Raw genomic sequence first — 16,321 nt, forward strand, 5'->3', positions numbered from 1 at the left:
CTTCGCAAGGGCATGTGAGTTGCCTCGTGATACCTGCGTTGATAGATACGCTCAACTGCAGCAATGGCGATGGACCAGCTCTTGCAAACACTTGGGGAACGATGGGCAAATTTGCTTTGACACAAGGCGCGTCCGGTCTCGCTCTGGGGGGCGCGGCAGCGGTCGCGGCCGTTGTGATTGGCCTCTATGCCAGCGGGTCCCTGTTCCCGAGTTCCGAACCCGAAGCGGCCGGTGCAGAACGACCCGCACCAGCGGCAGACCCTGTCGTCGAAACACCCGACACGCAGGTCGCAGTCCTGCCCGATCCGGTAAGCGAACCGTCCCAACCAAATGCGCCGGCCCCCGACGTTCCGGAAACCCCGGACGCGGCGGCCCCGTCAGATGTCGATGACGCCGACAGGGCCGCGCCCGAAAACACCGACGCCGCGACCACCGAACCCGAAGCACCTGTGCCGGATGTGGCCGCGCCCGATCCGGTGCCGCCCGCGTTTGACATCGTGCGCGTGGCTCCGGACGGTCAGACATTGGTGGCCGGGTCCGCCCCCGGCGCGCGCGACGTGCGCGTGCTGGTTGATGGGGTCGAAGCCGGGTCTGCGGTGGTTGACCGCACCGGCAAGTTCGTCGCGTTCCTTGATCTGCCACCCAGCGCCACGCCGCGCGTGGTCGGGCTGGTGGCCGAGGGGGATGCCGGACGCATCGAAAGCCCCGATCAGGTGATCCTTGCCCCGTCGGTGCAAATCGCCGAAGCCCCGGTGCCGGACGTGCCAGAGGCCACGTCGACCGACTTGGCCGCAGCCCCCGAAACACCGCAATCCGACCCCGCGTCGGATGCCGGGCCTGTGAAAAAACCGGACGTCACCAGCGACACAGAGGTGGAAGAGCGCGCGCCGGAGGACACGGAAACTGAAGTGGTCGCCGACACGCAGCCCGAGACGCCGACTGCACAAGTGGAGGTCGCCGAGGCGACTGCTGACCCGGTGCAACAGCCGATCACGACTGCCGACCCGGTCGAAACAAGTGCCGCAGCGTCAGCACCCGTCGCCGAAACCATTGCAGAGACACCAAGCGCCCCGGCGGTGATCCTGTCAACGCAAGCGGGGGTCGAGGTGCTCCAGCCATCCGGCCAGACGCCTGACGTGCTGGACCAGATCGCGCTGGATGCCATCACCTATGAAACAGCCGGGGACGTGGCCCTGTCCGGGCGCGGCACCGTGGATGAATTTGTGCGGGTGTATATCGACAACGAGCCGGTTCTGACCACCGAGGTCGGTGAAGACGGCCGCTGGCGCGCGGACCTGCCCGAGATCGACAGCGGGACCTACACCTTGCGTGTCGATGCGGTGGACGTAACGGGTGAGGTTGTATCGCGGGTCGAAAGCCCGTTCCGGCGTGAAGACCCTGCGGCCCTGGCTGCCGTGGTCGTTGACGCGCCCGGAGCCTCTGTCGTCAAAGTGGTGACGGTCCAGCCGGGCAACACGCTTTGGGCCATCGCACGGGACCGCTACGGCGAAGGCCCGGCCTATGTGAAGGTGTTTGAAGCCAACCGCGACCGCATCCGCAATCCGGACCTGATCTATCCCGGTCAGGTCTTTGCGATCCCCGACTGATCACGCGCTGCCAGCCTGCCCATCATGCGACGTTTGTCTGCGGCGACCAGTGCACATTTGGGGGGGTTGCCGATCAAGATCACCGAGATATAGTGCTGATACTTGATCGGGGCGGGCTCCCGTCCTGGTGCTGAATAGAGGCAGACTGGGCAGGAGACGAGTCCCCCGATGGATGGCACTTTCAGAACAGCTTTTGTACGCGAACCGGGCGCGTTGCGACATCACCCGGCACTGGTGCTGAATGCCGATTATCGGCCGCTCAGCTATTACCCGCTGTCGCTGTGGTCCTGGCAGGATGCGGTCAAGGCGGCGTTTCTCGACAGGGTGGATATCGTGGCCGAATATGACGAGGTGGTCCGCAGCCCGTCGATGACGCTTCGAATACCGAGCGTCGTGGTGCTCAAAGACTATGTCAAACCGCAAAAGCGCGTGGCCTTCACGCGCTTTAATCTTTTTTTAAGGGACGAATTCCGCTGCCAGTATTGCGGGGCCAAGGGCGATCTGACCTTTGACCACGTGGTGCCACGCGCCTCTGGCGGCATCACGTCCTGGGAAAACGTGGTTGCGGCCTGTGCGCCGTGCAACCTGCGCAAGGGATCGAAAAGCCTGCGTCAGGTTGGGTTGTCGCTGCGCAAGCCGCCCCGACAGCCGGGCGCGCAGGAGCTGTTGAACATGGGCCGCAAGTTCCCGCCCAATCACCTGCACGACAGCTGGATGGACTTCCTCTACTGGGATGCAGAGCTGGAGGCGTAAGCCACCGGCCCTCAGGTCTATGCGACCGAACACGCGCGTCGCAGAGCGAAGCCGTCCCGTACCCGACGGCTATCGCGCTTTCGCAGCTGGAAGCCAATCCAGTGTCTCACCCGTCGGCGCGGTGGACTTGTATTCTGCCCCTAGGGGTGCCGTGTACCCCAAGGTGGCGATATGGCGGAAGATGTGGTCATAGTTAACCTCGCCAGCACCGGGCGGTCCGCGCTCGGGCACTGACGCGAACTGGAAGTGCCCGATCTGCGGAAGAAGGGACGTGATCCGATGGGTCAGGTCGCCCTCCATCAACTGAACATGATAGCAATCGAACATCAGTTTGAGGTTCGGCGCATCCACCTCGGTCATCAACCCCAGCGCCTGTGTTGTCGTGCTCAGAAAATAACCCGGCGCGTCATACCGGTTGAGCGGTTCGATCAGGATCGTGATGTCGTGGGGGGCGGCTTTGGCACAGGCGTAGGTCAGATTTGCGACAAAGGTGTCGTGCGCGTCTGTCCCATCGGAAAATCCCGCCATGACATGCACGGATCTGCACCCGATTGCGCGGGCATAATCAATGGCTTCGTCAATCGCCGCGCGCGCCTCTGCGGTGCGGTCGGGCAGGGCGGCAAGGCCGTTGTCGCCCGCCGCCACATCGCCGCGACGGGTGTTCAGGCCCAGCATGGCAAGGCCCGTGTCCTCCAATGCCGCCACAACATCACCTGTCGGCGTGTCATAAGGCCAATGGCATTCCACCGCATCGAAACCCGCCGCCTTGGCCGCGCGAATGGCGTCGGGCAGCGGTCGGTCCGTCCACAGAAACCCAAGGTTGGCCGAAAACTTCATGCGTCCCACTCCACGTTAAAGGTTGTGATCAGGCGGTGCACGTCCGTGTCTGACAATCCGCGCGGGGACATCCCCCGTGTCATCATCGCCAGCCGTGCCGTATCTTCAAGCTCTTCAATGGCGTTACACGCGGCTTCGATATCCGCGCCCGCAACGACGGGACCGTGATTGGCAAGCATGACCGCAGATCGTTTGCCGGCCAATCCCCGCACCGCGTCGCCCATGGCCGGATCGCCGGGCAGGAAGAACGGCAGCAGTTTCACACGGCCCAGCTTCATGATGGCATAGGGCGTCAGGCGGGGAAGAAAATCATCGTCGTTCGCGTCGGGCATCATCGACAGGGCGACCGAATGGCAGGAGTGCAAATGCACCACGGCGCCAGCGGTTGACCGCGTGTCATAAAAGGCCGTGTGCAGCGGCATCTCCTTGGTGGGCGGATCCCCGTCGATCAAGGTGCCCTGCGTGTCAAACCGGCTCAGCCGGGCCGGATCCAACCGACCGAAACTCGTGCCGGTGGGACTCACCAGCAGCCCGCCATCCGGGGTGCGGGCAGAAATGTTGCCTGTGCTGCCCCCGGTCAAGCCGCGATCAAACATCGACTTGGCAAGCAGGCAGATCAGCTCACGCAGTTCGGCTTCAGCGCTCATGGCGTTTCCAATTGTGTTTGCGCGCGTGTGAAAAAATCCTCGGACCCGAAATTGCCCGACTTCAGGGCAAGGGCAATCTGGTGGCCCTCCGACTTGCAATAGGTCCACGGCACGCCGGGTACGATTTCCGCACCGATATCAAGCTGCGCAACGGAAAGCGCCTTGGTCACGGCCCCGGACGTTTCACCACCCGCCACAATGACCCGCCGTGCCCCGGCATCGCGCGCGCCAAGGGCACAGGCCGCAAGGGTGTCTTCAATCAACGCGCCGGTTTCGGCGACGCCAAGTTTCTTCTGTGCGGCTTTGACACTGGCCGGGTCGGCCGTCGCGTAAATCAGTGGCGCCTGTGCCAGATCCTGCGCCGCCAACCATTCAAGAACCGGCGCTTGGCCGGTGTTGACGAGCGTCAGCGGATCAAGCTGATAACACGGCGCGCCCGTGGCCCGGTAGGCTGCGACCTGCGCATTGGTCATGGCAGAGCAACTGCCCGACAGGATGATCGTGTCGGCGGCTGTCTGCGGAGCGGTCATCCTTGGTGCATCCGCCGTTAACAGCCCGTCAGACTGGTAAAGCGCCGGCAACGGCATGGCGACCGCAGACCCACCGGTCATCAGCGGCAGGTCCCGGCAGGCCGCAGCGATGTCCCGAAGATCCTCGTTGGCAACGGCGTCGACGACGATATGGGCGTTGCCTTGTGATGTGTGTTCTGCCAGGGCCGCGCGGATCGCGTCCGGGCCTTTGGCAACGCTCAAACGGTCAATCAGGCCAACCGGGCGTGTGACCTGCGGGGTCAGCAATCGCATCAGATTGCTGTCGCGCATGGGTGTCAGGGGGTGATCCTTCATCGGGCTTTCGGCAAGCGGCTGTTGCCCCACGAAAAGATTGCCCATGAAGATCGACCGCCCATTTTCCGGGAAGGCCGGGCAGTAGATCGTCTGGTCTGCGCCTAGAGCGTCCATCAAGGCCTCGGCGACCGGTCCGATATTGCCCTCTGCGGTGCAGTCAAAGGTGGAGCAATATTTCCAGAAAAAACGGGTGGCACCTGCGGCTTGCAGCCAGCGCAGGGCAGACAGGGCTTGCGCGACCGCATCCTCCACCGGGGCGGTGCGTGATTTCAGGGCGATGACCTCGAACGGGCTGGTGTCCGACGGGGGTGCTTGCGGCATGCCGATGCGCAACGAAACGCGCACTCCACTGCGTGCAAGAAGCCCTGCAAGGTCGGTTGCGCCGGTAAAATCATCTGCGATGCAGCCAAGACGTGTTCCGGTCATGTGCGTGCCTTTTCAAACTCGCCCCAAAGGCGTTCGAAGGTTTCGAAATCGGTTGAACCGGTCTTGAGCGGCTCCAGGACAATGGCTTCGGCGGCAAACAGGCGATCAAGTGCGGCGTTCAGATGCGGGATCACATCGGGCGGGATGCAGACAGCGCCGTGGCGATCGGCGTGGATCAGGTCACCTTGCGCAACCGTCATGCCAAAGATCGTGACCGGGGTGCCGATATCATGCACATGGACAAAGCCATGGCTTGGGCCAACAGAGCCTGCAAGCACGGGAAAGCCCTCGGGCATATCGCCCAGATCACGGACCACCCCGTTGGTCACCGCGCCGTTCATTCCAAACACGTTTTTGTGGACCTGCGCGTGGACTTCGCCCCACCACGCCCCAAGGGCGGCGTCTCCATCAATGTCCTCGATCACCGCAACGCCGGGGCGGGGGCCATCGGCCATGGCACGAAAATAGGCCATCCGGCGCGCGCGGATCTCCTCCGCAGGGTCCGTCGGCGGCGTGCGGCCTGCGATACGCGCGGTGCGGGCAAAGCCGACCATGCGCGCGTCCGGCGATCCGGCCCATTGCATGGTCTGTTGCGTGAATCCGGAAAACCCGCGCCGCCCCTGGGCGACTTCGATGGCATTGCACACCGTCGGCGTGTCACAGCCGCGCAGGCGGTCAAGCAGGTGTTCAAGTTGGGATGGGGTCATGGATGGCATCATTCATTCTGGTCAGGGCAATGGCGCAGGCCTTGGGATCTTCGAGAAGCGCGAAATGCCCAAGTCCGGCAAGGGGTAAAAACTGTCCATTCGGCGCGGCATCCGCAGCAGCACGCCCTTGGGCGGGTGGTGCTGCGATATCTTCGGCCCCGGTGAGCGACAGCACCGGCATTCGCGCCTGTGACAACGCCTTAAGCGCCCCCGGCCTGCTGAGCGCGAGTTGGGTCTGGGCATCAATCATATGAGCGGTTTGATCGGCCATTTCGAGGATCGCTTCCCGCGCAACGTCAGGCGTCGCGCCCGACAAAGGCGGAAGACGAGACCCCATCGCCACGGCACCCCCCCGCGTTGCCACGTCGTGGGCCAGATCATGCCGGCCTTTTGCTTTGGACGGGTCATCCGCAAACGGATTGAGGCCAAACAGAACAAGCCGATGGGCCGTCAGGCGATCCGCCCAATGGGCCGCGAGGATAGCGCCAAGGGAAAACCCGCACACCACCGTGTCGGGCCCGGAACGGGCGCAGATGTCATCGTAATCGCGCACATCCGGCCGATCCGGTAAAAGGGTCCGGCACTGGTCTGGCCCAACGCCCAAAGCCTCCAGCACCCCGTCGAACACCATGGATGTGCAAAGCGTGCCGGGCAACAAAAGCCACGGCCTGCCTGCCAGATCGTCAGTAGCCATGCTTTGTTGCAACTTCGATGGCGCTGTCATCCAACGTGATCCGCACCGCGTCCTTCATGCTGCGGGTCAGGTGGGCAAAGTCATTGCCGGGGGTCACCAAACGGAATCCCTGTTCGATCCGCTTGCGGGCCTCTTCGCCCGAGCTGCAGAAAATGCCGGCCGGAATGCCCCGCCGCGTGGCCGCATGAAGCACATCCAGAATGGCGGCTTCGGACTTGGGGCGTGGGAACCCGGAGGAGCCATCCAGTTCGAACGCCAAATCATTTGGTCCGACATAGATCATGTCGACGCCGTCAACCTGCAGGATGGCTTCAATGTTTTCAACAGCTTGTGCCGTTTCGATCATCGGGATGGCCATCACGGTGGCGTCTGCCTGCGCCACATAATCGGCACCGCCATAGAGCAACCCGCGCGACGGTCCGAAACTGCGCGTGCCGGTCGGCGGGTAGCGACATGCGGAAACCAGGGCCGCCGCTTGGTCAGGGGTCGAGATCATCGGGCAGATGACGCCATAGGCGCCCGCGTCCAACAGATGCATGATCTGGGCCGCGTCCAGACCGGGCACGCGCACCATCGGGGTAGCGGGCGTTGCCGAAATGGCCTGCATCATCGCAAGCGCGTCGGAAAATCCCAGCATGCCATGCTGTAGATCAACGGTGACGGCATGGACCCCGCTATGCCCGACGCCTTCGGCGGAATAGGTCGAGGCGATGGACAACCATCCGTTTACAACCACTTCAGAGGCCGCAAGGCGCGTTCGGATTGCGTTCGGGCGCATCAGCCCGCCCGCCGGTAGCTGGGCAACAGCGACGCCTTGGCCACGAAGCCGCCCGCATCAAGGCCAAGCCCTGCATCTTTTGCCGCAGCGATGATGTCAGGCGCAAAGGTCGGGCGCTTGCGGTGATCGCCGCTAAGCACCACAAGAACCTCGACATCCGCATCGCCCGATGCGGTCACCGTGCGCATCGCCCCGGCAGGGACGGAATAGGTGTCCCATGCGTTCACATCAACAGAGGCACCCCCGTCTGCATAGTCGATCCGGGCGCGGCCCTTGTGCATCATCATCACCATCTTTTCGTCCGTTGCGAAGGGCCCGACGGACTGGCCGGGCGACAGCCGCAGCCATTCGGCGGAAAATCCGTGCGGGTTGGTGATGGGGGCCACATGTGTGCGGTTCTGGGTCATGCCAAAGCCAATGACCGGCGCAATCTGTGCGCCGCCACCGGGCAGGGCCTGATCGATAAAGGCTGGTTTGAAGTCGCGATCTTCGGCCTTCACCAGCCGCGACATCATTTCCCCGCGCGACACCTCGCGCAGCTCGGCCACATCCGCATCCGGCATGGGTGGAATGCGACCCTCTTCGGGGGGCACCTCGTCACCACGCGACACGTCAATCAGACGGTTGTCTGATGAAATATAAAGCCCATAATCCGCCGCTTCCCGGATAATATCGGGGTGGAAGATCACGCCGCCGGTGTTGTCGCCCCCAAGGATGGTGAAAAGCCAGCCGTCATCAGGCCCCGCGTTGGTGAAACCCCGGAAGATCCATGTCGGCACCGAAATGATGTCGCCTTCCTTGCCTGTCGCTTCGTTCTCGCCGTTGGACCCCCAGCGAAAAGTCCATTCCCCCTTCTGGACGATGAACACCTCGGCAGTGAAGTGGATATGCAGGTTGTTGGTGATGCCGTTTGGCATAGCAGCCGCGCCGATATTGAACCCATGCGGCTCGGGCAGGTTGATCACCTGATCATCCGATGACGTCACGCCGGGGCCGATGATGGAGTAGTTTTCCTTTTGGTCGGAACCGGGCTTTTTGCAGTCGATGAACGCCACCGTGCAGGAGACATAGTCTTCGCGTTTGATGTGGCGTGCCTCTGCGATCTCTTGAGTGATCTTGGTCATGTCTTGGTCCTTCACTGGTTTACCCGAGCCTTTCGCCGGACGCGCGGTCGAAAAGGTGGATCCTTGCACCGTCTTTCGGCGAAAGGTGGCAGGGAGAGTCGATATCGGCCTCGAAATCCGCGTGTCCCCGGGCACAGGCGGACGTTGTCCCGTTGCGCAGCGTGACCAGCGTGCTTTCCCCGGTCAGTTCCAGCGCATAGAGCTTGCCGGAAATTGCCGCGCTGGCGTCCTGCGTGATCGCTAGCTCTTCGGGCCGGATACCAAGCACAACGCCTTTGCGGTCTTCCAGCGTCACCGGGATTTCAACACCATCGGCGCGGAACACGCCGCCCGACACTTCCCCGTCAATCAGGTTCATGGACGGCGAGCCGATAAAGCCCGCAACGAACAGGTCTGCCGGTTCGGCGTAGATTTTCTTGGGTGTGTCAAGCTGTACGATTTTGCCTTCACGCATCACCGCAACGCGGTTGGCAAGGGTCATCGCCTCCATCTGGTCGTGGGTGACGTAAACCGTGGTCACGCCCAGTTCGTGATGCAGGTGTTTGAGTTCCGCGCGCATGGTCACACGCAGTTTGGCGTCGAGGTTTGACAGCGGTTCGTCCATCAGAAAGATCGACGGGGTGCGCACAATGGCACGGGCCAGCGCGACGCGTTGCCGTTGTCCGCCGGACAGTTCGGACGGGCGGCGTTCAAGCAGTGCGCCCAGCTCGACCTTGTCGGCCGTTTCCTGCACCCGGGTCTTACGGTCTGCGCGACTGACCCCCCGCAGTTTCAGCGGATATTCGATGTTCTGCCGCACCGTCATGTGGGGATAAAGCCCGTAGTTCTGGAACACCATCGCGATGTCGCGGTCCTTGGGCGGCTTGTCGTTGATCCGCTCTCCCTTGATCAGAATGTCCCCCGAGGTGATGTCCTCAAGCCCGGCGATCATGCGCATGGTTGTGGTCTTGCCACAGCCGGACGGGCCAAGCAGCACCAGAAACTCGCCATCATGGATGGTCAGGCTTTGTTTCGGGACGGCAAGAAAATTGCCGTATTTCTTTTCGATATCGACAAGACGGACTTCGGCCATTTTGATATTCCTCTTATTTGACCGCGCCGGCCGTCATGCCGCGCGTAAAGTGTTTCTGGATGAACAGGGCCATGATGAAGATCGGAACCGTAATCATCACGCCCGCCGCGCTCATCAATTCCCAAAGATCGCCACGCTCGGTGCGGAAACTGACTAGGCCCACGGGCAAGGTGACCGCGTCGCGGCGCGACAGGATCAGGGCGAATAGAAACTCGTTCCACGTTAGGATGAAGCAAAAGATCGACGAGGTCAGGATCCCCGGTGCCGCCATCGGCAGGACAATGTCCTTGATCACCCGCAAGCGCGAGGCCCCGTCGATCATCGCCGCTTCCTCGCTGTCGGTGGGGATCGCGTCGATGAAGCCTTTGATCATCCAGATCACGAAAGGCGTGACGATGGCCAGATTGACGATGATCAGCGCGATGCGCGTATCAAGCAGGTCAAGCTGGCGGAACATCAGGAAGAACGGCAACACGATCACCACGGCGGGGATGAACTGCGTAGACAGGATGAGGAAGAACAAGAACTTGCGCCCCTTCACCCGGAACCGGGAAAACGAATAGGCGGCAAGCGCGGCACAGGGCACGGCGATGGCCACGGTGACGGTCGCCACAATCACCGAATTCATCACCATGCTGCCAAGGTTCCACGGCTCCGAGAAGACGGTGACAAAGTTCTGCAGGGTCGGTTCGAAGTTCAGCGACAGCGAATAGGCATCGCGCGGCTGTTTGAACGCGGTAAGAAACATCCAGGCGATCGGAAACAGCACGATCACCGAGATCAGAACCAGAAGGGCGCGTTCGCCGAAATATGCGAGAGAGCGTTTCATGCGGTTGCCATCTTTCTTTCGCTGAGCAGCATGCGGACATACCAGATTGAGATGAACATCATGATTGCCGTCAGGATCCACGCCAGTGCCGACGCATAGCCCATGTCAAACCAGCGGAAGCCGACGTTGAAGATGAAATACGCCAGCGTTTCGGTGGATGTGCCCGGTCCGCCGCCCGTCAGGGTGACCACCTGGTCAAACATCTTGAGTGCGAAGATCGTCTTGAGCACGGCCATCACAAGGATCACGCCGCGCATCTGGGGCAGGATAATGCCAAAAACGATGCGCAGGTTGGACGCCCCGTCAATACGCGCGGCCTCTTCGGTTTCACGCGGGATCGAGGCAAGACCACCGAGGCACATGAAGGTCATGTAGGGGGTCCAGTGCCAGACATCTGTCAGCACAAGAATACCCATCGCAAGCTGTGGATCGGCCAGCCATGGCACGCCTTGCAACGCCGGGAACACCGCGCCGATGCCCTTGGCCAGCACCCCGAATTCCGGGTTGAACATGAACCGGTAGCTGACGCCGATCAGGGCCGGGCTCATTGCGAAGGGCAGGATCAGGATGATGCGGGTGAAGGTGTGCATCGGGCCCTTGCGGCGCAGCAGCAAGGCCAGCGCCATAGCAAGGATCACGGTCAGCACGACGCTGGTGATCACGAAGACAAACGTCACCCACAGGGAATTCAGGAACGCGCTTTCGGACGCGGCGTAGACGTAGTTGTCGATCCCGACAAAATCGCCGGGCCTGCGGCTTTTGGTAAGATCCCACGCGCGAAACGAGGTGATGAACGAATAGGCGAGCGGGTAGATGGTTGTCGCCAGCACGATAACGAACGCGGGGATCAGCAACCAGTACGGAAGCAGCCGGTCTTGCACGGGGACACCTCGGATGTTTGGAAAAACAGAGACGGTGGGTCGGACGGCAAAACCGTCCGACCCGAGAGTGATTAGCGGATGGCGGCGATGTCTTCGGCGGCCTTGTCCAAGGCGGCCTGCACATCGGTTCCTTCGCCGGACGCAAGGCTGGAAATCGCTGTTTCAAGGATCAGCGCGATGCGGGGCCAGTTGTCCCCGAATTCCATACCTTCCGCCGTGGCCAGCGCGTCGGCTGCAGCCTGGTGCATCCCGCCCCAGCGTGCATTGACTTCGGCGTCGGTCAGGTTGGACATGTGGACTGCCACAACTTCGGACAGGTCCGGATCCATCAGCACGTCGCGTTCCAGCGCGGGGTCAGTCAACCACCCCAGGAATTCTGCCGCAGCGCCCTTGTTGTCGGATTCCTGCGTCACGCCGAAGATCCAGGTGTTGGTAAAGGTCGTACGGTCTGCACCATCAACTGCGGGCAGGGCGGTGAACCCAACCTGATCTGCGGTCAGCGTGGACTGTTCGGGATCAGTCAATTGCGACCGGACCCACCACCAGACGGGCAGCATCGCGGAATTGCCCTGCTTGAAGCTGTTCACCGCGTCCTGTTCGACAAACACAGCCGAACCGGCAGGCACGATCTCTTCGGCGAGATAGCTGATATAGGTTTCCGTCGCCGCAACACCGGCAGCCGAGTTGAACACCGGGTTGCCATCGGCGTCAAAAAGATCGCCGCCATTGCCCCAGAGCAGGTTCATCCAGACCATCAGGTTCTGACCGTTCAGCTTGCCATAGGGCAGGGCGATGCCCGCCGCGTCGGTGCTGTCCTGGATCGCCTTGGCGGTTGTGACCATCTCTTCCCAGGTCGTGGGCGGGGTCACGCCAGCGGCGTCAAGAAGGTCCTTGCGGTAGAACAGCAATTGCACGTGGCCACGAACCGGCAGGCCAATCAATTCGCCGTTCAGCATGCCGTGGCGCATGTGGGCCGCTGGAAAATCGCTCAGGTCAGTGCCCTGGGCTTCGATTTCGGCACCGATGGGGGCCATGAGCATTTGAAGCGATGTGACCCACTGGTCCATCACGGACACAACGTCATAGTCGCCGCCTGCCACCATCTCGGTGGTCAGCGCTTCTTTCATGTTCGGGAACGGCACGTAGTCGTAGACGACGTCGATGCCTGTTGCCTCTTCGAATTCGGCAAGCCGGGCTTCGTGCGCTTCGAATTGGCTCGATTTCACGGCAAGCACATTCACGGTTTGCCCGTCGAACGGCCGCCCCTCTGTTGCCTCCCATGCGAACGCCTGCGCGCCAAAGAGTGAAGCTGCGATCGCGATCGCACTGGTTAGATGTTTCATGAGTTCCTCCCTTGATTGGCTGACCGTAAACCCAGCGCAACAGTTTCGTCAATAAAATTATCAATAATTTGGAATGGACAGAATCCGAGGACATGGTAAGTTGATTTCATAGGCGGAAACGGATCAGCGATCATGCAGGACAAGCTCACAACCGACTTGGAGAACGATGTCATTTTTGGCGTCTACACGCCGGGCAGCCGAATCATCGAAGACCGGGTGATGGAGCGGTACAACGCCAAAAGGCATGCCGTTCGGAACGCCTTTTCCGAACTGGAAGCGCGTGGCCTGCTGGTGCGCCGCCCCAACCGGGGTGTGGAAGTTGTCGACTTCACCCCTGACGAGGTCGACGATCTTTACGATGTGCGGATCATTCTTGAAACGGCAGCCGCGGACCGCACGCCTTTGCCTTGTGACCCAGAGGTTATTCTCAGGTTAGAAGACATCGCGCGTCGCCACGAAAAGGCGGTTCAGGATCAGGATTTCCGGGCCGTGTTCTGGCTCAACCAGGAATTTCACGAAGTCCAGTATTCATCCTGCGGCAATTCAAGACTGGCAGAACTGATCGGCAAACACGCCCGCGCGGCCCAGCCCATCCGAGTTGTGAAGTATGACGATGCCGAACACATGCGCACTGTGGTGGCGCAGCACTTTGACATCATTTCCGCGATGCGCGGCGAGTCGCGTGAGGCTTTGGTCGCAGCGGTGCGGGCGCACCTTCCGGCGTCGGCAGAGGCATACCGCGCGATGTACAACCGCCGGTTCGGCTCGCGCGTTCAAACGGCGTGACCCGCGCGTAGCGAAATTGAAATCCTCGAACAGTGTCGGATTAAGACATGCACGGACCGCCGTTGTGAAACCTCTGCAAACGCAGGGACACAACGCAGGTCTGAACACACCGTGCCGGGATGCGGCAGGGTGGTGATGTGCAAGTGTTCCAGCGCTTGCGGGAACACCTTGTCGGTTATGAAAAGAGGTGACGTCACCTGAGTTGGGTGGACATCCTGTCCCCCGTCCACAGCGGCTTTCGAAAGCCGCTGCGAACCTGTGCCCCGGAGGGCCTGATAAGACGCGTCTCTCATGGTCTGAACGCACATGGAGCGTCCGCAGAGAGAGGGTGGTCACTTGGGGTGTTGCGCCAAAAGGCGCAACGGATGTCGGATCCGATGGCAGAGGTATCCGACGGATTTGTTAACGCGGTTCAAATGCAGCGTGCGGCAGGCGTTTTCGAAAACGCCTGCACTTGCGGATCGAACTGCCGTGCCGGCCCGGTCAGCGTGGCAGTCGGGAGGCTTCGCGCGCCAGGGCTTCGATGCCGGCCCAGTCGCGGTTTGCGATCAGGTCTTTCGGCGCGACCCAGGACCCGCCCGCGCAGAGCGTGTTGGGCAGGCTGAGATAGTCCGCCGCGTTCTTGAGCGACACGCCCCCGGTGGGGCAGAACCGCACCTGCGGGATCGGTGCGCCGATGGCCTTGAGCGCGGCGGCGCCGCCATTCGCCTCAGCTGGGAAGAATTTCTGCACCGTGTAGCCGCGTTCCAGAAGCGCCATCGCCTCAGAGGCGGTGGCAGCCCCGGGCAGGAGCGGCAGGTCCGCCGCTTCGCATGCGTCGAGAATGCGATCCGTGGCCCCCGGAGAGACGCCAAACCGCGCGCCGGCGTCGACTGCATTGGTCACATCTTCCGGCGTCAGCAGCGTGCCCGCGCCCACGACGCCACCGTCGACCTTGGCCATCTCGCGGATCACGTCCAGCGCGGCATCGGTGCGCAGGGTCACTTCCAGCACCGGCAAACCGCCCGCAACCAAAGCTTCGGCGAGGGGGCGTGCGATGCTGGCATCGTCGACAACCAGCACCGGGATAATCGGCGCAAGACGGCAGAGTTTTTCGGTGTCTGCGCTGGCCTGAAAGGCGGTAATCATAAGGTTTCCAATTGCATGTCAGTCAGTTTCAGGAGGATGGGTCACACAACCACGCCCGCGCCGGTTTCCGCCAGCCCGACATTTGCGCGGAACGCGGCGAACAATTCGCGCCCGACGCCATGGCCATTGCCGCTCAGATCGGCGGTGACGGGTTCGCGTGTGTCAAAGTCTGCGGCAAGGCAGTCGATCTTGCCCGACACCGCATCGACGCGCACCAGATCACCGTCGCGCACCCGGGCCAAAGGTCCGCCATGGGCGGCTTCGGGGCTGACATGGATGGCGGCGGGGACTTTGCCGGACGCACCCGACATCCGCCCATCGGTCACCAGCGCCACGTTCAGGCCACGGTCCTGCAGGACGGCAAGGGTGGGGGTCAGGCTGTGCAGTTCCGGCATCCCGTTCGAGCTTGGGCCCTGGAAGCGCACGACGACAATCGTATCTTCGGTGAATTCGCCCTTCTTGAACGCGGTTTTGACATCTTCCTGATCGTGGAAGATCCGCGCCTTGGCTTCGATCACGTGGCGTTCCGGGGCCACGGCCGAGGTTTTCATCATGCCTTTGCCCAGATTGCCCTCCAGCTGTTTGAGCCCACCGGTGGGCTGGAACGGATCGGTCGCGGGGCGCAGGATCCGGTCGTTCTGGGTTTCGCCCGCGCCGGGGCCATAGACAACGCGACCGTCGGCGATTTTCGGCTCCTGCGCATAAAGGCTCAGCCCGTCGCCCGCGACGGTTTTGACCTCTTCGTGCAAAAGGCCCGATTTCAGCAATTCGCCGATCATGAACCCCAACCCGCCAGCGGCGTGGAAATGGTTCACGTCGGCCAGCCCGTTTGGATAGACCTTGGCCATCAGGGGCGTGACCGAGGAGATGTCGTCAAAATCCTCCAGCCGCAGTTCAACACCCGCGGCCCGCGCCATTGCGGGCAGGTGCAGCACAAGGTTGGTCGACCCCCCCGTGGCCATCAGGCCCACGATGCCGTTCACAAAGGCCCGTTCGTCAAGGATATCGCAGACCGGACGGTAATCATTGCCAAGCTGGGTGATCTCAAGCGCGCGTTCCGTGCCCGCCACGGTCAGCGCGTCGCGCAACGGGGTTCCGGGGTTTACAAAGGACGCGCCGGGCAGGTGCAGGCCCATGAATTCCATCAGCATCTGGTTGCTGTTGGCGGTGCCGTAGAACGTACAGGTGCCGGGTGAATGATACGAGGCCATTTCGGCTTTCATCAATTCCTCACGCCCGACTTTGCCTGCCGCAAATTGCTGGCGCACCTTGGCTTTTTCATCATTGGGCAGGCCAGAGGGCATGGGACCCGCCGGGATGAACAGGCCCGGCAGATACCCGAAGGTTCCGGCCGCGATCACCAGACCGGGAACGATCTTGTCGCAGACGCCCAGATAAAGCGCCGAATCGAACGTGTTGTGGCTGAGCGCGACACCCGCCGCCAAGGCGATGACATCACGCGAAAAAAGCGACAGTTCCATCCCGACCTGGCCCTGTGTCACGCCATCGCACATGGCGGGCACGCCGCCTGCAACCTGTGCCGTGCCCCCGGCGGCGCGGGCGGCGGTGCGGATGATGTCGGGGAACCGTTCGAACGGCTGATGCGCGGACAGCATGTCGTTATAGGCGGTCACGATCCCGATATTCGGCGCGCGTTCGGTGGCCAGCTTGTCCTGATCCTGTCCCATCGCCGCATAGGCGTGGGCCTGGTTGCCACAGCTCAGATGCGCGCGACGCGGACCTTCGGCCGCCGCCTGACGCATCCGCTCCAGGTAACGGCCGCGCGACGGCGCTGAGCGTTCCTGGATGCGTTCGGTGACCTTCTTGATCGTGTCGTTCAGGGACTGTGCCATGTTGCCTCCGC

The 16,321-nt window shown here is 62.1% G+C and carries 16 protein-coding genes; 3 read left to right on the forward strand and 13 right to left on the reverse strand.

Going from position 1 to position 16,321, the window contains the following annotated elements; translation table 11 throughout:
- The first annotated feature begins 101 nt into the window (after positions 1 to 101).
- Entirely contained in the window at positions 102 to 1,607 is a 1,506-nt protein-coding gene (locus MWU54_RS12725) for a LysM peptidoglycan-binding domain-containing protein (protein WP_247084360.1), read from the forward strand.
- Positions 1,608 to 1,775: 168 nt separating this feature from the next.
- Entirely contained in the window at positions 1,776 to 2,360 is a 585-nt protein-coding gene (locus tag MWU54_RS12730) for an HNH endonuclease (protein ID WP_247084362.1), read from the forward strand.
- A 69-nt stretch (positions 2,361 to 2,429) separates the two neighbouring features.
- Here the strand turns inward: MWU54_RS12730 and MWU54_RS12735 are convergent, their stop codons facing one another.
- From MWU54_RS12735 to MWU54_RS12785, 11 genes are all read right to left on the reverse strand, one after another.
- Positions 2,430 to 3,197: a TIM barrel protein gene (locus MWU54_RS12735; protein ID WP_247084364.1), complete on the reverse strand. Its 768-nt coding sequence runs from the start codon at positions 3,195 to 3,197 to the stop codon at positions 2,430 to 2,432.
- On the reverse strand, positions 3,194 to 3,844 hold the full coding sequence (locus MWU54_RS12740) for an aldolase (RefSeq protein ID WP_247084366.1): 651 nt from the start codon (positions 3,842 to 3,844) through the stop codon (positions 3,194 to 3,196). The genes MWU54_RS12735 and MWU54_RS12740 overlap by 4 nt, the downstream gene beginning before the upstream one ends.
- Positions 3,841 to 5,115: a 3-oxo-tetronate kinase gene (otnK, locus tag MWU54_RS12745; RefSeq protein WP_247084369.1), complete on the reverse strand. Its 1,275-nt coding sequence runs from the start codon at positions 5,113 to 5,115 to the stop codon at positions 3,841 to 3,843. Before otnK ends, MWU54_RS12740 begins: the two co-directional genes overlap by 4 nt.
- Complete coding sequence (locus MWU54_RS12750; protein ID WP_247084371.1) at positions 5,112 to 5,822, reverse strand: RraA family protein; 711 nt, start codon at positions 5,820 to 5,822, stop codon at positions 5,112 to 5,114. The genes otnK and MWU54_RS12750 overlap by 4 nt, the downstream gene beginning before the upstream one ends.
- Complete coding sequence (locus tag MWU54_RS12755; RefSeq protein WP_247084373.1) at positions 5,803 to 6,516, reverse strand: alpha/beta hydrolase; 714 nt, start codon at positions 6,514 to 6,516, stop codon at positions 5,803 to 5,805. The genes MWU54_RS12750 and MWU54_RS12755 overlap by 20 nt, the downstream gene beginning before the upstream one ends.
- The gene (locus MWU54_RS12760; RefSeq protein WP_247084376.1) at positions 6,506 to 7,294 is read right to left on the reverse strand and encodes an aldolase/citrate lyase family protein; all 789 of its coding nucleotides are present in this window, start codon (positions 7,292 to 7,294) and stop codon (positions 6,506 to 6,508) included. Before MWU54_RS12760 ends, MWU54_RS12755 begins: the two co-directional genes overlap by 11 nt.
- Positions 7,294 to 8,418 (reverse strand): hypothetical protein, encoded by a 1,125-nt coding sequence (locus tag MWU54_RS12765; RefSeq protein WP_247084378.1) that lies wholly within the window; start codon positions 8,416 to 8,418, stop codon positions 7,294 to 7,296. The genes MWU54_RS12760 and MWU54_RS12765 overlap by 1 nt, the downstream gene beginning before the upstream one ends.
- A gap of 19 nt (positions 8,419 to 8,437) precedes the next feature.
- Entirely contained in the window at positions 8,438 to 9,490 is a 1,053-nt protein-coding gene (locus MWU54_RS12770) for an ABC transporter ATP-binding protein (RefSeq protein WP_247084380.1), read from the reverse strand.
- Positions 9,491 to 9,503: 13 nt separating this feature from the next.
- The gene (locus MWU54_RS12775; protein ID WP_247084382.1) at positions 9,504 to 10,319 is read right to left on the reverse strand and encodes a carbohydrate ABC transporter permease; all 816 of its coding nucleotides are present in this window, start codon (positions 10,317 to 10,319) and stop codon (positions 9,504 to 9,506) included.
- Positions 10,316 to 11,200: a sugar ABC transporter permease gene (locus MWU54_RS12780; protein WP_247084384.1), complete on the reverse strand. Its 885-nt coding sequence runs from the start codon at positions 11,198 to 11,200 to the stop codon at positions 10,316 to 10,318. Before MWU54_RS12780 ends, MWU54_RS12775 begins: the two co-directional genes overlap by 4 nt.
- Positions 11,201 to 11,271: 71 nt before the next feature.
- Positions 11,272 to 12,543, reverse strand: a complete 1,272-nt coding sequence (locus MWU54_RS12785; protein WP_247084386.1) for a sugar ABC transporter substrate-binding protein — start codon at positions 12,541 to 12,543, stop codon at positions 11,272 to 11,274.
- A 132-nt stretch (positions 12,544 to 12,675) separates the two neighbouring features.
- Between MWU54_RS12785 and MWU54_RS12790 the strand changes: the two genes are divergently transcribed.
- Positions 12,676 to 13,329 (forward strand): GntR family transcriptional regulator, encoded by a 654-nt coding sequence (locus MWU54_RS12790; RefSeq protein ID WP_247084395.1) that lies wholly within the window; start codon positions 12,676 to 12,678, stop codon positions 13,327 to 13,329.
- 483 nt (positions 13,330 to 13,812) lie between these two features.
- Here MWU54_RS12790 and eda read toward each other — a convergent pair whose 3' ends face one another.
- Together eda and edd are read right to left on the reverse strand one after the other, a co-directional pair.
- Positions 13,813 to 14,457: a bifunctional 4-hydroxy-2-oxoglutarate aldolase/2-dehydro-3-deoxy-phosphogluconate aldolase gene (gene eda, locus MWU54_RS12795; protein WP_247084397.1), complete on the reverse strand. Its 645-nt coding sequence runs from the start codon at positions 14,455 to 14,457 to the stop codon at positions 13,813 to 13,815.
- Positions 14,458 to 14,498: 41 nt separating this feature from the next.
- A complete protein-coding gene (gene edd / locus MWU54_RS12800; RefSeq protein WP_247084399.1) occupies positions 14,499 to 16,310 on the reverse strand; it encodes a phosphogluconate dehydratase in 1,812 nt (603 codons plus the stop codon).
- Positions 16,311 to 16,321: the final 11 nt, after the last annotated feature.

The sequence above is a fragment of the Marivita sp. S6314 genome (genome assembly GCF_023015985.1).
Lineage (GTDB): Bacteria > Pseudomonadota > Alphaproteobacteria > Rhodobacterales > Rhodobacteraceae > Marivita.